The 16329-nt window shown below is 47.8% G+C and carries 15 protein-coding genes and 1 riboswitch; all 15 genes read left to right on the top strand.

Features of this window, described 5'->3' with window-relative positions:
• The first annotated feature begins 34 nt into the window (after nt 1-34).
• A complete protein-coding gene (gene kduI, locus ACHAL6_RS02290) occupies nt 35-871 on the top strand; it encodes a 5-dehydro-4-deoxy-D-glucuronate isomerase (RefSeq protein ID WP_395268550.1) in 837 nt (278 codons plus the stop codon).
• A gap of 42 nt (nt 872-913) precedes the next feature.
• Nucleotides 914-1603 carry a GntR family transcriptional regulator gene (locus ACHAL6_RS02285; RefSeq protein ID WP_395268548.1) on the top strand — a complete coding sequence of 230 codons (690 nt, stop codon included), beginning with the start codon at nt 914-916 and terminating at the stop codon, nt 1601-1603.
• 137 nt (nt 1604-1740) lie between these two features.
• On the top strand, nt 1741-2937 hold the full coding sequence (locus tag ACHAL6_RS02280) for an MFS transporter (protein WP_395268547.1): 1197 nt from the start codon (nt 1741-1743) through the stop codon (nt 2935-2937).
• Between the two features lie 92 nt (nt 2938-3029).
• Nucleotides 3030-3230, top strand: coding sequence for a dodecin family protein (locus ACHAL6_RS02275; protein ID WP_395268545.1), 201 nt, complete (start codon nt 3030-3032; stop codon nt 3228-3230).
• A gap of 188 nt (nt 3231-3418) precedes the next feature.
• Nucleotides 3419-3811 carry a helix-turn-helix domain-containing protein gene (locus tag ACHAL6_RS02270; protein WP_395268543.1) on the top strand — a complete coding sequence of 131 codons (393 nt, stop codon included), beginning with the start codon at nt 3419-3421 and terminating at the stop codon, nt 3809-3811.
• Between the two features lie 290 nt (nt 3812-4101).
• A complete protein-coding gene (locus tag ACHAL6_RS02265; RefSeq protein ID WP_395268542.1) occupies nt 4102-6084 on the top strand; it encodes a methyl-accepting chemotaxis protein in 1983 nt (660 codons plus the stop codon).
• Between the two features lie 270 nt (nt 6085-6354).
• A riboswitch (cyclic di-GMP riboswitch) is annotated at nt 6355-6441 on the top strand.
• A gap of 57 nt (nt 6442-6498) precedes the next feature.
• Nucleotides 6499-8331 (top strand): FapA family protein, encoded by a 1833-nt coding sequence (locus ACHAL6_RS02260; protein WP_395268540.1) that lies wholly within the window; start codon nt 6499-6501, stop codon nt 8329-8331.
• A 19-nt stretch (nt 8332-8350) separates the two neighbouring features.
• Nucleotides 8351-10240, top strand: coding sequence for a phosphate/phosphite/phosphonate ABC transporter substrate-binding protein (gene phnD, locus ACHAL6_RS02255; protein ID WP_395268538.1), 1890 nt, complete (start codon nt 8351-8353; stop codon nt 10238-10240).
• Nucleotides 10241-10509: 269 nt separating this feature from the next.
• Nucleotides 10510-10983, top strand: a complete 474-nt coding sequence (locus ACHAL6_RS02250) for a chemotaxis protein CheW (RefSeq protein WP_395268536.1) — start codon at nt 10510-10512, stop codon at nt 10981-10983.
• 23 nt (nt 10984-11006) lie between these two features.
• Complete coding sequence (locus ACHAL6_RS02245; RefSeq protein ID WP_395268535.1) at nt 11007-11492, top strand: chemotaxis protein CheD; 486 nt, start codon at nt 11007-11009, stop codon at nt 11490-11492.
• Nucleotides 11493-11505: 13 nt separating this feature from the next.
• Complete coding sequence (locus ACHAL6_RS02240; protein ID WP_395268534.1) at nt 11506-12552, top strand: chemotaxis response regulator protein-glutamate methylesterase; 1047 nt, start codon at nt 11506-11508, stop codon at nt 12550-12552.
• A complete protein-coding gene (locus tag ACHAL6_RS02235; RefSeq protein WP_395268533.1) occupies nt 12543-13313 on the top strand; it encodes a CheR family methyltransferase in 771 nt (256 codons plus the stop codon). The genes ACHAL6_RS02240 and ACHAL6_RS02235 overlap by 10 nt, the downstream gene beginning before the upstream one ends.
• A 14-nt stretch (nt 13314-13327) precedes the next feature.
• Nucleotides 13328-15352: a chemotaxis protein CheW gene (locus tag ACHAL6_RS02230; protein ID WP_395268532.1), complete on the top strand. Its 2025-nt coding sequence runs from the start codon at nt 13328-13330 to the stop codon at nt 15350-15352.
• Nucleotides 15349-15948 (top strand): chemotaxis protein CheC, encoded by a 600-nt coding sequence (locus tag ACHAL6_RS02225; protein WP_395268531.1) that lies wholly within the window; start codon nt 15349-15351, stop codon nt 15946-15948. The genes ACHAL6_RS02230 and ACHAL6_RS02225 overlap by 4 nt, the downstream gene beginning before the upstream one ends.
• A gap of 18 nt (nt 15949-15966) precedes the next feature.
• Nucleotides 15967-16329, top strand: coding sequence for a response regulator (locus ACHAL6_RS02220; RefSeq protein WP_395268530.1), 363 nt, complete (start codon nt 15967-15969; stop codon nt 16327-16329).

The following is a 16329-nucleotide window of genomic DNA, read 5'->3' as shown; positions in this document are numbered from 1 at the left end:
GAAACAACGAACAGAGACCAATAGGAGGATAAAAATGAAACTGGAAACAAGATATTCCACACATCCGGAAGATTCTAAATTTTATACTACAGAAGAAATCAGAGACCATTACCTGATAGAAGAAGTGTTTGCGGCAGATGAGGCAAACTTTGTCTATTCCCACAACGACAGAATCATCGCAGGAGGTATCATGCCGGTGAAAGAGGGGGTCAAGCTGGGTGCTGGAAAGGAACTGGGCACCGAGTTTTTCTTCCAGAGAAGAGAAGCCGGGGTAATCAATGTAGGTGGAGCTGGTAAAGTGAAGCTGGACGGAGAAGTGTTCGATATGAATCCGGAAGACGGACTCTACATCGGCATGGGCACGAAAGACGTGGAATTCATGAGCGTGGATGGAGAAAACCCCGCGAAATTCTACTTCAACAGCGCACCGGCGCATCACAGCTTCCCCACAAGGATCATCACGCTGGAAGAGGCGAAGAAGGTGCATCTGGGCAGCACGGAGAATCTCAACAAGAGAACCATCAATCAGTATGTGCACCCTGATGTGGTGGAAAGCTGTCAGCTGGTCATGGGCATGACGAAGCTGGAGGCTGGAAGCGTATGGAACACCATGCCATGCCATACCCATGAGAGAAGAATGGAAGTGTACTTCTACTTCAACCTCCATGAGAATGACAAGGTCTTCCATATGATGGGACAGCCCCAGGAAACAAGGCACATTGTCGTGAGCAATGAGCAGGCCATCATTTCTCCAAGCTGGTCCATCCATAGCGGAGTGGGTACAGGAAAATACACCTTCATCTGGGGCATGTGCGGAGAGAACATCGAGTTCACCGATATGGACCACGTGGATATGAACGATCTGAGATAGGCAGAATAAATCGGTTAAAAAGCAATGCAAGGAGAAATCATCATGGAAAGAAACAATTTATATAAAGCCAATACCATGGGTGATGATGTCTATGAACTCATGAAGAAGGACATTCTCAGTCTTGAAATCAAACCCGGAACCATGATCACAGAGCAGATCATCTGTGACAAGTACGGCATTTCAAGAACACCCAGCAGGCACGTGATGCAGAGACTGAGAGATGAAGGGCTCATCCACTCCATACCCTATAAAGCGAGCTATGTATCTCTTCTGGATTTTGACAGCATCCGGCAGCTGATCTACATGAGAACCGCCATTGAATCCCGAGTCATCCGGGATGCCATGAAAAGTAAAAGTGATGATTTACTCAGAAGACTGGAAGAGAGCCTGAAAAAGCAGGACAAGCTGCTGCAGGGAGAATTCACACCGGATGAGTTCTATGCACTGGATAGCGAATTCCACAAGAACTGGTTTGTTGAAACGGACAAATGCATTGTCTGGGAAGAGATTCAGAAGCTTCTTGTTCACTATACCAGATTTCGAATGCTTGATATCGTCGTGGTGAAGAACTTTCATGCCATCTACGAGGAGCATAAAAAGATTGTGGAGATGATCCGGGAAGACCGCTTCGAGGAAGTGGAGCAGATGATCACGAAACATCTCAACGGTGGAATCGAAAGACTTGGTGACAAGATCTATGGAGAGTATGCGGATTATTTCATAAAAGCATAAAGATCGGGAAAAGGTAGACTGAAAAGGTCTGCCTTTCATCCATTTCAAGAATAAAACAGAAAGAGAAAATCATGAAACCCCTTCATCAGGAGACAGGTTTCCTGGAAGAGAATTAGAAAGATGAGGATATTTTAGCTATGCAACGAGAAAATTTTTATACCAGACTGGATAAGAGAGAGAAGTTCATCCTGAATGCGGTATTTTATGTGTTTTTTGTCAATGGTATTTTTGCCATGGTCATGGGTTCACTGCTTCCGCTTATAAGCAGTGAGTACGGTCTATCCGATACGTTAAGCGGATCACTGATCTCTGCCCATTCCCTGGGGAATCTTGCTTCAGGATTTATCGCTGGAATCCTGCCGCTCTATCTGGGCAGAAAAAGATCCATCGTGATGCTTTCCAGTTTTGTGGTCATCGGATTTACGCTGATGATCGTAACGGGAAGCCCACTCCTTCTTCTAGTTGCCTTTCTTTTTACAGGAATCAGCAGAGGAAGCGTCAGCAACTTCAACAACACCATGGTCAATGAAGTGTCGGACAGCAGTCCTTCGGCGCTGAGCTTTCTGCATAGTGTATTTGCAGTTGGCGCCATCATCGCACCGATTCTCGTGATCTTTTCAACGAAAATTGCCGGAGACAACGGATGGAGACTCAGTGCCATGATCATCATTGTACTTACTTCCATATCTGTCATATTCTTCTCCAGAATGGATATGAAGGAGAAGGTTCAGGTGAAGGAAGGGAAGAAAGGCTACGAGTTTCTGAAGTCCAGGGTTTTCTGGGTTCATGCGGGCATTCTCTTCTTCTACCTGGCAGGAGAAGCCACCATCAACGGATGGATCGTGAAGTATTTCGTGGATGCGGACATCATGACCATCGGCTATGCCCAGGGGCTTGCATCCATGCTGTGGATGGCGATTCTTGCAGGAAGGCTTGCAGTAAGCTTCTATGGCGACCGTATAAAGAAGGAGACCCTTCTTCTTGTGACCACCACAGGTACGGTGCTGTTCTATTTCCTTCTATTATCCACAACCAATGTGACGCTGATCACCATCGCCATCTTCGGAATCGGACTATCCATGGCGGGGATTTACCCCACCACGGTTTCCAAAGTCGGTAGAACCATCAAGGATTTCCCCATGGCCATGGGGGTGCTGCTTCTTCTTGGAGGCATCGGTGCCATCGTGATGCCGATTCTCACGGGAGCCCTTTCGGATGCCTTCGGCATCTATGCGGGCATGAGCGCCATTGTGGTGGTGCTCATCATGATGATGGTGCTGGTGGTGCTTTCCATCCTTCAAGGGAAGAAAGGAGAAGTAGATTCCGTCAGCTAGGGAACTTTACAGAATGTTTCTTCAATTGTCATAGTATCGCTTCACTTCCTTGTTATGATATTCGTAATGAATATTCAATAGGAGGTAAGTAAATGTCAGTAGTTAAGGTAATCGAAGTTCTGGCGGAATCCAAAGATGGATTTGAAGCAGCCACAAAAGTAGCGGTGAAAGAAGCCGCCAAGACAGTGAAGAACATCAAGAGTGTATATGTGAAAGATATGCAGGCTATTGTTGAAGGAGAAGAAATCGTAAATTACAGAGTGAATGTAAAGATTTCTTTCAAAGTAGACTAATCAGAAATTGAAGAAGACTGAAGAGAACCACCTGAGGGTGGTTTTCTTACCGATTGGATCAAAGTGGAGAAGCTGACAGGGCTATGATCTCAATATGTCCCGGCGCAACCGGAAAGTGCGAAGATGCAACCGGACTTTTCTTTGAAAAGGAAGTGGTGTGAAGTATAATCTAGTAGAGGTGAGGCAGGATGACTTTTTCGGAAAAGCTGAAAAATCTAAGAAAGAAAAAAGGGATATCTCAGGAAGAGCTGGCTAAGGAACTTCATATCACGAGGCAGTCCATTTCAAAATGGGAGACAGCTGCAGCTTACCCTGATATGGAGAAAATGAAAATGCTCAGCGAATTCTATGGTATGACGCTGGACGAACTGATGAATCAGGAGTACACGGGAGAAAACGTGTCTCAATCGGAAAAAGAAGAAGAGGATGAGGAAGATCTGGATGAGAATCTGATTGTGGGGGGCTTCATCATCGGCATGGGACTAGGCGTCTTAACGGGCAATTTCCTTCTTGGTACGGCTGGCGGATTCATCGGAATCGGACTTGCATATGTCATAAAAGGGATAAAGAAAATCAGATAGGAAGAAGAAACGGTTTTTCACTACTAAATGCCACCTACGGGTGGTTTTTTCTTTTGCCCGGATATTAACATTTTCTCTAGGTGGTCGATATTATAAATGGTCTGACTACTATCCAATGCGTTGTGGTTTGACATTCACTTTATTAATCCATTATTTCATAAAGACGAAAGTAGAGGATGTGAGGATAGAAAAGGGGATGCTAGAGCATTGAGCTCTTTGGATAGAGTAATCATTACGATGAGAATCATGAGAAATATATTTCTCAGACAAAGTATGAAAGAGGGTAGAACATGAAAATTAGAAGTAAACTGATCCTGAGCTTCACGGCGCTCATCGCGCTCATCACCATTGCACTGGGCGCTGTGACCACCATTTCAGCTTCCGATATGATGAAAGAGAAGGCGGTGCGGGACCTTTCCTATAAGGCCATTGAAGGTACAAAACTTGTGGAGAGCGAAATGCACACCCAGAGGCTTTCTCTGGAGGTTCTTGCAGAGCTGGACCAGATGAAAGCCATGGGACTGCAAGACCAGTATGCCATCATCAGAAGACAGCTTCCGAAACTGGAGTTTGACGATATTGCGGTGATCCGACCTGACAAGACACTGAACTATACCTCAGGAAATGTGGTTCAGCTTCCATCGGATGACCAGGTTATGGAAATCTTTTCCGGAGAACAGGTCAGCTACTTCGGCATCAGCCCGGCCACTGGGGAGACAGTTCTTGTCTATGCCACGCCCATCTACATGAACACACGAGTGGTGGGCGGACTTCTTGGAAGATACAAGGGAGAAACCCTGAGCACCCTGACCAAAGGAATCCGCTATGGAGATACGGGATACGCCTATATCATTGATGCTGAGGGAACAGTCATTGCCCATAAGGATCTGGAAAAGGTGAACAGTCAGGCAAATCCCATAAAGCTTCAGGAAACAGACCCCGGTCAGAAATCGGCAGCGGAGCTCTTTGAGAAAATACTGGAAACCAGAGTGGGAGCGTCCGAGTATGAGCTGAATGGCAATCACTACTTTGCAGCCTATTCCCCCATCGAAGGAACAGAGTGGACACTGGTTGTGACTGCATCAGAAGCAGAAGTGCTGGGTACAGCCAATACGCTTCGAAACAATATTACATGGATCTCACTTCTGGCGCTGGTTCTTGGGATCATCTTCACCTACGTTCTTGGCAGTAGAATCGTTAAGCCGATTCTTCCGGTGGTGGAAAAGGCCAAGATTCTTGCGAAACTTGATCTGAGAGAGGATCTTCCTCTGAAAGCGCTTTCTTCCAAGGACGAAATGGGCGATATTTCAAGAGCTCTGCAGTCCATCATCGACAGTTTCAGAGACATCATTTCAAAAGTGAGTCTTTCCTCCGAAGAAGTGGCTGCTTCATCAAGGCAGCTCATGGCAAGTTCCGAGCAGTCTGCCATCACTTCCGAAGAAGTGTCCCGTACCGTGGAGGAGATTGCGAGAGGAGCGTCTGAGCAGGCTTCTTCCACAGAAGACGGTTCCGCCAAGGCCAACGCTCTTGGTGAAAGCATAGAGACCAACAATGAGTATATGCTTCAGCTGAACGAATCTTCCCTGCAGGTGGCGGAAATCGTAGGGATGGGGATGAGCGAGATGGAGAAACTTACAGCTATCACAGGGGAAAGCACGGCTTCTGTGAAAGAAATCGCTGAGATCATCGACCTCACAAATAAGAGTGCCAAGAACATCGGACAGGCCAGTGCCATGATTTCAAGCATTGCAGACCAGACCAATCTTCTGGCGCTGAATGCGGCCATCGAAGCTGCAAGAGCCGGAGAAGCAGGCAGAGGGTTTGCCGTGGTAGCCGAAGAAATCAGAAAGCTTGCAGAGCAGTCCGCCAGTTCAACCAAGGCCATCGATCAGACCGTATCAGAGCTTCAGAAGAATGCGTCTAATGCAGTGAAGACCATGGAAAGAGTGCTCAGCATCAGCAGCGAACAGGCTGAAACAGTGAATAACAGTAAAGAGATGTACAGCGCCATTGAGTCCGCCACCACCTTCTCCATCGAATACACAGAGAAGCTCAATGAATCCGGAAAGATCATGATGGAAATGAAGGAAGCCATCATGGATGCCCTGCAGAATCTGACTGCCATATCGGAAGAAAACTCCGCATCCACCCAGGAAGCTTCCGCTTCCATGGAAGAGCAGTCCGCTTCCATTGCTCAGATTGCAGGTTCATCTGAAAATCTGGCGAAACTCTCAGACGAGTTAAGGACTGTCATCGGGCAGTTCAGTATCTGATAGTAGATGATTCACTCCCCTGGAAAAAGAAGAAACTCTTTTTCCAGGGGAGTGTTTTCTTGCGATGCACTAAAGTGAATCAGAAAGAAAACACACATCTCAGTGAAGAAAAGACAATATTCTGAGTATGACACCTTAAATACTGAATATTACAACCGATATCATTACTAAAGTGTTATATAAAGAGGGGAAATCAGGCGATGGTGTTAGAAGATCTGGTTTCCAGGGAAGGATCCAGAGAAAAAGATCCTTCGGTTTAAGAGGATGAACCGAATCAAAAGGCAAAACCATCTGAAAAGTGGTGACGCAAAGCCAAGAGTCTAAGTCCTTACCGGATAGGATGGTCTGGCTGCCAAAAATCATGTTGGCCTTGAAGAGGTATTGCAAGGATACTTTCAAGGGGAGGGAGAAACGATGATATTTGAAGCACGAACGAGAGAAGAAGCGATTGTTATGGCAGGATCTCATTTTGGATGCTCTGCAGAAAGCCTGGCGGTGAAAGTCATTGAAAAACCGCACAAGAAAATGCTGGGGCTGAGGAAAGCGCCTGGGCGCTATGAAATAGAAGTCAGGATGGAGCATCAGGCGCCGAAAGAAAAAGAGAACGAAAACGGAACCGTTGAAGTGAAAGACGGGAAGATTCTGGCAAGAAATCCCAGAGGACGAGGAAGCGAGGCTTCTCTTTTCTTCAATCACCCTCAGATGACGCTGCTTGTCAATGGGGAAGAAAAGTCAGGCAACGTGATGCTGAGAGAAGAAGATGAGGTTGGGTATATCCTGACAGACATCGACCCAAAGGTCCACATCGGGGTGGAGCTCTCCGAAGACAATCTCATAGCCTATCTGAAGATCGATCGGGTCAAAGGAAAGCACTACATCCTGGAAGACCAGGAAAAGACCCATAGAGCTTCCCTGACTGTAGGGGAAGAGGACCTCAACTGTGAGACTGTTTCCGTGGAGGAAATAAGAGGGATCCTTCTGGATACAGGGGTTCTTCCGGAGTTCATAGAGGAGGAAGCGCTCAGAGTGGCATGCGGGAAAAAAGAGAGTGTGCATTTTGCCGCAGCAAAGGGGAAAGCGCCAGTGAAAAGTGAAGCGGCGAAAATCGTCTACTGCAAGGAAATCTTCGTGAAGGATATTCTGAGGGGCCTTGAGCCTGTCATCGAAAAAGGAACCCTTCTGGCGGAGAAAGTGGCGGAGGCCAGGCAGGGAACATCAGGTCTGGATGTCCGGGGCAATGAGATCCAGGTGCTGGAAGTGAAGGACAGAGACATCGAAGCCACAGACGGAGCCGAGCAGAACGGAAACAGAATCTATGCATCCAGAGACGGAAGACCCTATCTTAAAAACGGGAAGGTCGGGGTTGTGCCGCTACTCACTGTTGTGGGAGATCTGGACAAGGATACGGAGAACATCGATTTTGATGGGGACGTGGTGGTCAAGGGCAATGTCCAGGACAATATGATCATAAAGGCCACAGGAAACATCTCCGTCATCGGATCCGTCTACCATTCGGAGATTCTCTCGGATCAGAATGTGGAGATCCAGGGAAAGATCATCGGAGGAAGAATCCAGGCGGGAGACGAGAACAGTGCGTTTCATGTGCTTCTGCCCTTGGTTGAAAAAGCCATCAGCATCACCATGGAGATTTTTGCGGGACTTCAGATGGATGACAGTCGAGGCGTGCAGGAGATCATGGACAGCATCCATCAGGGGAAAGACAAGATGGATGAGGTGTTTCTTGAAATCGACAAGATCCGTTCTCTTTTCCATGAAACCCAGATGAAGATCGTGGAAGATCTCAGGAAATCCTTTGTGCACTGCTTCAAGGAAATCAAGCTTCTCCATAAGGATGGATTCATTGAGCTCAATGAGATTTATGAAAGACTCCAGGAACTGGAAGAGAGAATGAAGGAAGAGCTTTCCGATGAAAGAGTGGTCAAAGTGGTCTATGCGCAGAACGCCATCATCGCCTCCAGCGGAGACATCATCATCACCGGGGAAGGCAGCTATCAGGCGAAGCTGAGTGCAGGCAATGAGATTCGCTATGAAAGACCGGGGAATGTGGTCAAGGGGGGGACCCTTGTGGCTGGGAAATTCATAAGAGCCGGCATCATCGGCACCCCCAGCGAAATTGAAACCTTCTGCAAGGTCATGGATGAGGAAGGAGATATCACCGGCAGGTATTATAAAGGCACGACACTGATGATCCGGGACCGGATCCGGGAATATAGAGCAATAGAGTAGAAATCGGGGAGGAAATATCATGACCAGAAAAAAAGGGCTATACTACATCATCACCGGAGGAATGCTGATCCTTCTGCAGGTAGGCAACCACATACTTGATGCCGGAATGACAGGGGGAATCGTTACTGCACTTTTATCCATTCTAGTCGTTTTCAGAGCAGACCATCTGCTCCGAAATAGAGAAGAAGGAAAAAGGGAGAATCATGCAGGCAATGGGGACGGAGAAAAAGGTGCACTGGACGAAGCGCTTTTCGGGATTGCAGAGGACATGGGGTTTGATTCCCAGCAGCTGCTGTGGCTATCCAAGGACAATCTCAGCACCTTCAAGACGCTTGCGAAAATCTCCTATGACATCGACACCTTCAGTGAACAGAATGCGGCAAGCTCTGAAGAAATCAACGCCAGCGTCAATGAACTGGTGGGCACCACCACAAGCCTCAACGAGAGTGTTCTGGAGATTGAAAGACACTCGGTGAAGTCCATCGAGATGCTTCACAAGAATCAGGAAACCATCGGAAGCATCAGCGTATTCATCGGTCATCTGGCAAATCTCATCAGTGATGCGGTAGAAAACAATGTGGAGCTGCAGGAATCCTCCAACAAGATCAATGAGATTGTGGACTACATCCGTAAGATTTCCAGCCAGACCAATCTCCTTGCGCTGAATGCGGCCATAGAAGCCGCAAGAGCTGGAGAAGCGGGCAGAGGATTTGCGGTGGTTGCCAGCGAAATCAGAAAGCTTGCGGAGCAGACCGATGAAGCCATCACCGTCATAGAAGATGTGATCCGTGGGATCCTTGAGAAAATCACAAGGTCCAATAAAGCCATGGGAGAGATCGGTGAAAAGATGGAAGAGGCGGACCATGTGGTGAAAGAATCCTCTGCTGCCATCAAGGAGATCGGACAGGTTCTAAGAGATGTGAAAGACAATGTGGAAGAGCTGACCAAGGTTTCTCTTGCCCAGAAGAATACTACAGTGGAAATCGAAAAGGCCATTGAAGACGTGACCACCGCTGTGGAGGAGACCCATACCATCACAGCCCGGTCCATTTCTCTTGTGGAGACCCAGAACAGGAAGAATGAGGAAATGCTCAGTTATTCGCAGAAGATCAGTGAGGTGGCGGAGAAGCTTCAGAAAGAGGCGGCCAGCCTCAGGAAGGAAGATGAAATCATCTTCGGTGTGAATCCCTTCATTTCTCCTCTTCAGATCCGGAAGATGTATGTGCCGATTCTGGAGAGGGTGGCCCGATCCATGAACAGAAAAGCAAGAACCATCATCGTGAAGAACTACGAAGCCTTAAGTGATGGGGTGGGAGAAGGTATGATCGATGTAGGCTGGTTCTCTCCCTTCGCCTATGTCAACGCCCATGATGTCCATGATGTGGTGCCTGTGGTGACCCCTAAGGTCAGCGGGAAAGCCTCCTACAATGGATACATCATCGCAAGGAAAGATGGAACCGTGAAAACCATGAACGATCTCAAAGGAAAGAGCTTCGGGTATGTGGATGAAAACAGCGCATCGGGCTACCTCTATGCCAGAGACAGCATCAGGCAGCATAAGATGGACCCGGACAGGATTTTCAGTCAGGTGAACTTCCTTGGAAACCATGACAATGTCATCGAAGCGGTGCTGGCTGGAGAAATCGATGCTGGTGCCACCTATAACGAGGCTATGGATACAGCAAAAGCGAAGGGTCTTGACATCAGCCAGATTGAGATCATTTCAAAAACGGAAGACATCCCCAAGGATGTGCTGGCGGCAAGAAAAGATCTGGACGTGGAGATCATCAGAAAACTGAAGGATGCCTTTGTGGAATTCGACAGTTATGAAGGGATTGAGACCAAAGTCCAGGGATTCATTGAAAGTCATGATCATCAGTATGATGTGATTCGAAGACTGAACAAATAGCTGCGGGTAACAGACTTTGTAAAAGATAAGAGAGAACGAAAACAGGAAAGAGGGAAGATCTGAAAAGGATCCGCTCATGAGAAGCTTCAAAGAATTCAGAGGATTCTTTGAAGCTTCTGTTCTTGGATGCAGGGGAAAAAGAAGGAGGAAGGATAGCCTGTGTTCGAAGCTTCTGATCCTCAGGAGGCAATTTTATTTCACTGAAACATTAAATCATGGATAAAGCAGTCGATATAGTACATAACGAATATTTTATGGGAGTAGGTAAGATGAAACAGGTAATCATATTCAGCAACAGCAGTCAGAATTTTGCACTGGAAATAGAACGGATCGAGCGGATCATAGAATACAGCAAACCTAAAAAACTGCCGGAGACGGCGGATTACATCCAGGGGGTCATCAAATACAATGAGAAAGTCCTGCCCATCATCGACCTGAAGAAAAGGCTCTATGGCATAGATGGGGAGAAGAAGGAAAGCAGCAAGATCATCGTGGTTTTATGGAAAAGCGCGCATCTGGGTCTTGTGGTGGATGACATCCTGGGCATCCGGACCATCGATGAAGAGTCCTTCGAAGAGTCAAGGATCGGAGAGGAAAGCATTTCCAGTGAATACATCAGAGGGTTCATCAAGCTGGAGGAAGACATCATCATCCTGATGGATACGGATAAGCTTTTCAGTTTTGTCCAGGCCAGGGAAATCATGGAACTGGAAGAAGAGTCTCTAGAGGTCATGGAAGCGTAATAAAGAAGTTTGGTGGTTAGAAAATGGGAGAACAGAGGAAAGTCGGTATTGCTGACTACAAGATCGGAATGGAAGAGGATACACTGATCACGCTGGGACTGGGTTCCTGCGTGGGCATCGCTCTTTATGACAGGGTAAGAAAAATCGGCGGACTCAGCCATATCATGCTGCCGGACAGTACCGCATTCACCAGAGATATCAGGGAAGAGAAGTTTGCAGACCTTGCAGTGGAAAAGATGGTGAGGGAGCTCTACGGAGGGAAGCTGGAGACAAGAAATCTCGTGGCGAAGATTGCCGGAGGCGCCAGCATGTTCAAGTTTCCGGACAAGAAACTCACTTCCGACATCGGAAAGAGAAACGTGGAAGCAGTGGAAAAGGTCCTTTCCGAGCTTAAGATTCCTGTTCTGGGAAGCCATACAGGCGGATCCGTGGGAAGAACCATGGTGGTCCATCTCACGGATTTTTCTGTGGAGATCAAGACCGCAAGCAAGACAATAATCGTATTATAACGGAGGAAGAAGGATGCAAGTAAGACTGATGGTTGTGGATGATTCCGCCTTCATGCGGAAGATCATCTCGGATGCTGCATCAGAGATTGAAGGGGTCACCGTGGTGGGGACCGCAAGAAACGGACAGGATGCCATAGAAAGCATTGAAAGGTACAGACCTACAGTGATCACCATGGACATTGAAATGCCCAAGATGAACGGCATCGATGCCTTGAGGATCATCAAGAAGAATCATCCGGACATCCAGGTGATCATGCTCAGTTCCCACTCTGTAGAAGGAAGTGCGGTGACCATGGAAGCTCTGGAGGAAGGAGCCTTTGATTTCATCGAGAAATCATCGGACAGAGGAGACATAAGCTTCATCACCAGTCAGCTGGAAACAAAGCTTCTGACGGTGAACCAGATAGACGGAAAACCGGATAAGAAGGATAAGAACACTGCAGTCAGAACTGAGAGAAAAGAAGTCATGGGAACCTTTGACTACAGAAGGACAAAGGCCATCGTTATGGGGGCTTCCACAGGAGGACCCAAAGTGCTCTTTCAGATTGTACGAGCACTTCCAAGAGAACTCGATATCCCGGTATTCATCGTGCAGCATATGCCCAAGGGCTTCACGAAATCCTTTGCCGACAGGCTGGACAGTGAATGTCCGCTACGGGTGGTGGAAGCCGAAGAAGGCATGCTCATTGAAAGCGGTACGGTGTATGTGGCCCCAGGGGATTATCACATGATCATCCATGGAGGGAGAATCACCCTTAATCAGAACGCGAAGCTTCATGGCGTGAGACCTGCGGTGGACTTTCTCTTTGAATCCGCTTCGGAGAAATACGGGAAAGACCTTCTGGCCATTCTATTCACCGGCATGGGCAAAGACGGAGCAGAGGGTATGGAGAAGATCAAGGCTCTGGGAGGCTACACGCTGGCACAGAGCAAAGAAACCTGCGTGGTCTACGGCATGCCGGGATACGCCGTTACTAAGGGCGTTGTGGATGAAGTGCTGAAACCCGAAGAGATCACAGAAGAAATCCGAAAGATTGTGAAGGTGAAGAAATGGAACTAGAATTTGATTTTTTCAAAAGCTGGGTCAAGGAAAAACTAAAGATGGATCTGGGCGCTTATAAGGAAAAGCAGCTGCACAGAAGAATCACCACGGTGATGAACTCTTCCGGATGCAGAGATCTCAGAGCATATGCGGCCCTCATCGAAAAGGACAGTAATGTGAGAAAGATCTTCCTTGACTACATCACTATCAATGTGACGGAGTTCTACCGGAACAAGGAGATCTTCGATGAGTTCGAGGAAGTGATCCAGAAGGTGCTGGTACCGAGGTTTCAGAACCTCAAGGTCTGGAGCGCTGCCTGCTCCATCGGCGCAGAGCCTTATTCCATCGCCATGATCCTGGAGAAGAACAGGATCCGAAATGCGAAAATCTTAGCCACGGACATCGATGACACCATACTCATGAGAGCGAAAGAAGGGAAATACAAGGAGAGCGAACTGAAAAACGTTGCGCCTTCGGAGCTCAGTCACTACTTTCAGCAGTCGGGCAGCGAGTATCAGATTGCGGATACCATAAAATCCAGAGTGCAGTTCAAGAAACATGATCTGCTTCTGGACCGCTATGAGAAGAACTTCCATACGGTGATCTGCAGAAATGTGACCATCTATTTCAAGAATGAAGCCAAAAATGAAGTATACAGAAAAATCAACGAATCACTGGAAAAGGGCGGCATCTTCTTCACTGGTGCCACGGAAGCCATCTACAATCCGGCCAGCTTCGGATTCAGAAAGCTTTCCACCTTTCTATATGAGAAAGTCTAAGGGGGATATTTTTCATGGACGATACACAAAAATACAGGGATCTGTTTTTCGAGGAAACAGATGAATACCTGCAGAGTCTAAACGACAATCTGCTGATTCTGGAAAAGGATACAGAAAGTCCGGGCATCATAGATGAGATTTTCCGTTCCGCCCATACGCTGAAGGGTATGGCGGCCACCATGGGATATACCACCATGACGGAGCTGACCCACAACATGGAGAATGTGCTGGAGCAGTTCAGGCAGGGATCGCTGAAAGTCACAAGCGATGTGGTCAGTGTCATCTTCAAGTGTCTGGATAAACTCTCCGAGATTGTGGAAGATCTGAGAGACGACCATTATCCGGACTATGACATTACTGCTCTTCTAGGAGAGCTGAAGAGTCTTTCCGAGAAAGAGGAAACGTCGAAGAAAGAAGAAGGATCAGGAAAGAAAGAGACCTTAAGCTATGATGAAGTGAGCGACATGGATGCTTCCATCATCAGGCAGGCCATGGATAAGGGGTACAGAGCCTACAGCATCGTGGTGAGGGTGACACAGACCTGTATGCTCAAAGGCGCAAGAGCCTATCTTGTGGTGAACAAGCTGGAACAGTCCGGAGAGATCCTGGAGACCAATCCCGGCGTGGAAGAACTGGAGGAAGGAAACTATGAAGAGATCTTCAAGCTTCTCTATCTCTCTCAGAAGGAGCCGGAAGCGGTCCGTGAGACCATCGAGAATGTGGCTGAAATCGAAGAAGTGGAAATGAAGGAAATCACGGACGAAGACCTTCAGAATGTCTATGCGGTTTCCACAGAGAAGCCGGAAGAAGAGAAAACGGAGACCAGAGTTTCCGGAGAACATAAAGAGCACAGTAAAAGCAGGCAGGAAGAAAAGCATGGGACAGCCGCTCATGCCAGCCAGTCCATCCGAGTGGATCTTTCAAGGCTTGACAACTTCATGAATCTTGTGTCAGAGCTTGTCATCTACAGAACAAGACTGGAAGAGCTCAGCACCCAGTACAAGGCTACAGAGATCAATGAACCTCTGGAGCAGGTGGCGAGAATCACATCGGATCTTCAGGATCTGGTCTTGAAAATCAGAATGCAGCCGGTGAATGTGGTCTTCAACCGCTTCCCGAGAATGATCCGAGACCTGACCCAGGAACTGGGGAAAGACATGGATCTTGTCATCGAAGGAGAAGAAACGGAGCTGGACCGTACTGTGGTCTCTGAGCTCGGAGAGCCCCTGGTTCATCTCATCAGAAATGCTGCGGACCACGGCATCGAGTCCAGAGAAGAAAGAATCGCATCAGGAAAGGATCCCAAGGGAACCATAGAGCTCATCGCTTATCAGGAAGGAAACAAGGTGGTCATCAAGGTCAGCGATGACGGAAAGGGCATCGATCCGGAAAAGATCAGAGAAAGTGCCGAAAGAAAAGGCATTCCTACAGAAGGGCTGGATAAGAACGAACTGATCCAGCTGATCTTCTACCAGGGCTTCTCCACCAATACGGAAGTGACGAACATTTCCGGCAGAGGTGTGGGCATGGATGTGGTCCGTTCCAAGATCACATCGTTAGGTGGAAACATCGAAGTGGACAGCGTCATCGGCAAAGGCACAAGCTTTGTCATCAAGCTTCCGCTGACCCTCTCCATCATTCAGGCGCTGATGGTTCATGTAAGCCATGAAACCTTTGCCCTTCCACTGGGACTCATCGAGAAGGTGGTGAAGGTCAATGAAGGAGACATAAAAGACGCCCATAACGAGGAAGTCTACATCTACAGAGAAAAAGTGATTCCGGTGATCCGGATCAATGAAAAGCTTTCTCTTCCAGTGGATGCTACCGACCAGCACATCATCATGGTGAACATCGGCGGAAAGCAGTACGGCCTTCTGGTGGATGAGCTCATCGGTCAGCAGGAGATCGTCATCAAGAAGCTTTCCGGCAGCGTCGGAAAGATGAATGAATACCTTGGTGCAGCCATTCTAGGAAACGGAGACATCACACTGATTCTGGATGTGGGGAATCTCGTTTCCGGAAAGGGGGAGACTGCTTGAACAAGGAAGAATTCTCTCCCATGCAGCTGGACGTCCTGAAAGAACTTGCGAACATAGGAGGCGGCAATGCCGCCACAGCCATCTCCCAGATGGTGGGGAAGTTCATCAACATGAGCGTTCCCACCATCGAGATTCTAAGGTATGATGAAATCTACCAGAAGATCATGGGAGAAGAGGTGGAAGTCATCGCCGTGTCCCTGAGAATGATGGGAGAAGCCCACGGAAACTTCCTCTTTGTCTGTACGGAAGAGAATGCGGAGAAGCTTGTGAAAATGATGCTTCCTCCGGACTTTCAGATGAATGAGGAAATCGAGTATTCCGCGGTGAGCGAGCTTGTGAATATCGTGGTCACCTCCTACTTAAATGCCTTGTCCAGACTGCTGGACATTTCTCTGTTCTCCTCTGTGCCTGCCATTACGGCGGATATGTTCGGCGCCATTTTAAGCTACGCCTACATAGAGAATGAACAGTATGATGATCAGGTGATGATCATAAAGAATGAATTCATGTATGATGGAGCCAAGGTGGATTCCTCCTTGTACTTCATCCCTAGACCAGGGGTTCTTGAAAACCTCTTTCAGAAAATCGGAGTGTAAATTGAAGGGAGAATAACCATGTCAAAGAGAATTATGATAGTAGATGATGCCATATTCATGAGGATGAAACTCAAGGATATTCTGGAGAAGAACGGATACGAAGTGGTGGCGGAAGCCCAGAACGGTGCCGATGCCATTGAAAAATACAAGGCGGAAAGACCCGATATCGTCACCATGGACATCACCATGCCTGAAATGAACGGGATTGAAGCCCTGCAGGGAATCAAGAAGATCGATCCTTCCGCAAGGGTGATCATGTGCAGCGCCATGGGGCAGCAGGCCATGGTCATGGAAGCGATTCAGTCCGGCGCACTGGATTTCATCGTAAAGCCTTTTGAAACCGATAGAGTCATCGACTCCATCGTAAAGGCCTGTAAGTAG

The organism is Proteiniclasticum sp. C24MP (genome assembly GCF_043951855.1).
Lineage (GTDB): Bacteria > Bacillota > Clostridia > Clostridiales > Clostridiaceae > Proteiniclasticum.
The sequence above is the reverse complement of the archived record's forward strand: the minus strand, read 5'-3'. Positions and strand labels throughout refer to the sequence as shown.

What these genes read in the sequence shown, in the direction of transcription:
- kduI (WP_395268550.1), top strand. Translation starts at nt 35, where the DNA reads ATGAAACTGGAAACAAGATATTCCACACATCCGGAAGATTCTAAATTT.
- ACHAL6_RS02285 (WP_395268548.1), top strand. Translation starts at nt 914, where the DNA reads ATGGAAAGAAACAATTTATATAAAGCCAATACCATGGGTGATGATGTC.
- ACHAL6_RS02280 (WP_395268547.1), top strand. Translation starts at nt 1,741, where the DNA reads ATGCAACGAGAAAATTTTTATACCAGACTGGATAAGAGAGAGAAGTTC.
- ACHAL6_RS02275 (WP_395268545.1), top strand. Translation starts at nt 3,030, where the DNA reads ATGTCAGTAGTTAAGGTAATCGAAGTTCTGGCGGAATCCAAAGATGGA.
- ACHAL6_RS02270 (WP_395268543.1), top strand. Translation starts at nt 3,419, where the DNA reads ATGACTTTTTCGGAAAAGCTGAAAAATCTAAGAAAGAAAAAAGGGATA.
- ACHAL6_RS02265 (WP_395268542.1), top strand. Translation starts at nt 4,102, where the DNA reads ATGAAAATTAGAAGTAAACTGATCCTGAGCTTCACGGCGCTCATCGCG.
- ACHAL6_RS02260 (WP_395268540.1), top strand. Translation starts at nt 6,499, where the DNA reads ATGATATTTGAAGCACGAACGAGAGAAGAAGCGATTGTTATGGCAGGA.
- phnD (WP_395268538.1), top strand. Translation starts at nt 8,351, where the DNA reads ATGACCAGAAAAAAAGGGCTATACTACATCATCACCGGAGGAATGCTG.
- ACHAL6_RS02250 (WP_395268536.1), top strand. Translation starts at nt 10,510, where the DNA reads ATGAAACAGGTAATCATATTCAGCAACAGCAGTCAGAATTTTGCACTG.
- ACHAL6_RS02245 (WP_395268535.1), top strand. Translation starts at nt 11,007, where the DNA reads ATGGGAGAACAGAGGAAAGTCGGTATTGCTGACTACAAGATCGGAATG.
- ACHAL6_RS02240 (WP_395268534.1), top strand. Translation starts at nt 11,506, where the DNA reads ATGCAAGTAAGACTGATGGTTGTGGATGATTCCGCCTTCATGCGGAAG.
- ACHAL6_RS02235 (WP_395268533.1), top strand. Translation starts at nt 12,543, where the DNA reads ATGGAACTAGAATTTGATTTTTTCAAAAGCTGGGTCAAGGAAAAACTA.
- ACHAL6_RS02230 (WP_395268532.1), top strand. Translation starts at nt 13,328, where the DNA reads ATGGACGATACACAAAAATACAGGGATCTGTTTTTCGAGGAAACAGAT.
- ACHAL6_RS02220 (WP_395268530.1), top strand. Translation starts at nt 15,967, where the DNA reads ATGTCAAAGAGAATTATGATAGTAGATGATGCCATATTCATGAGGATG.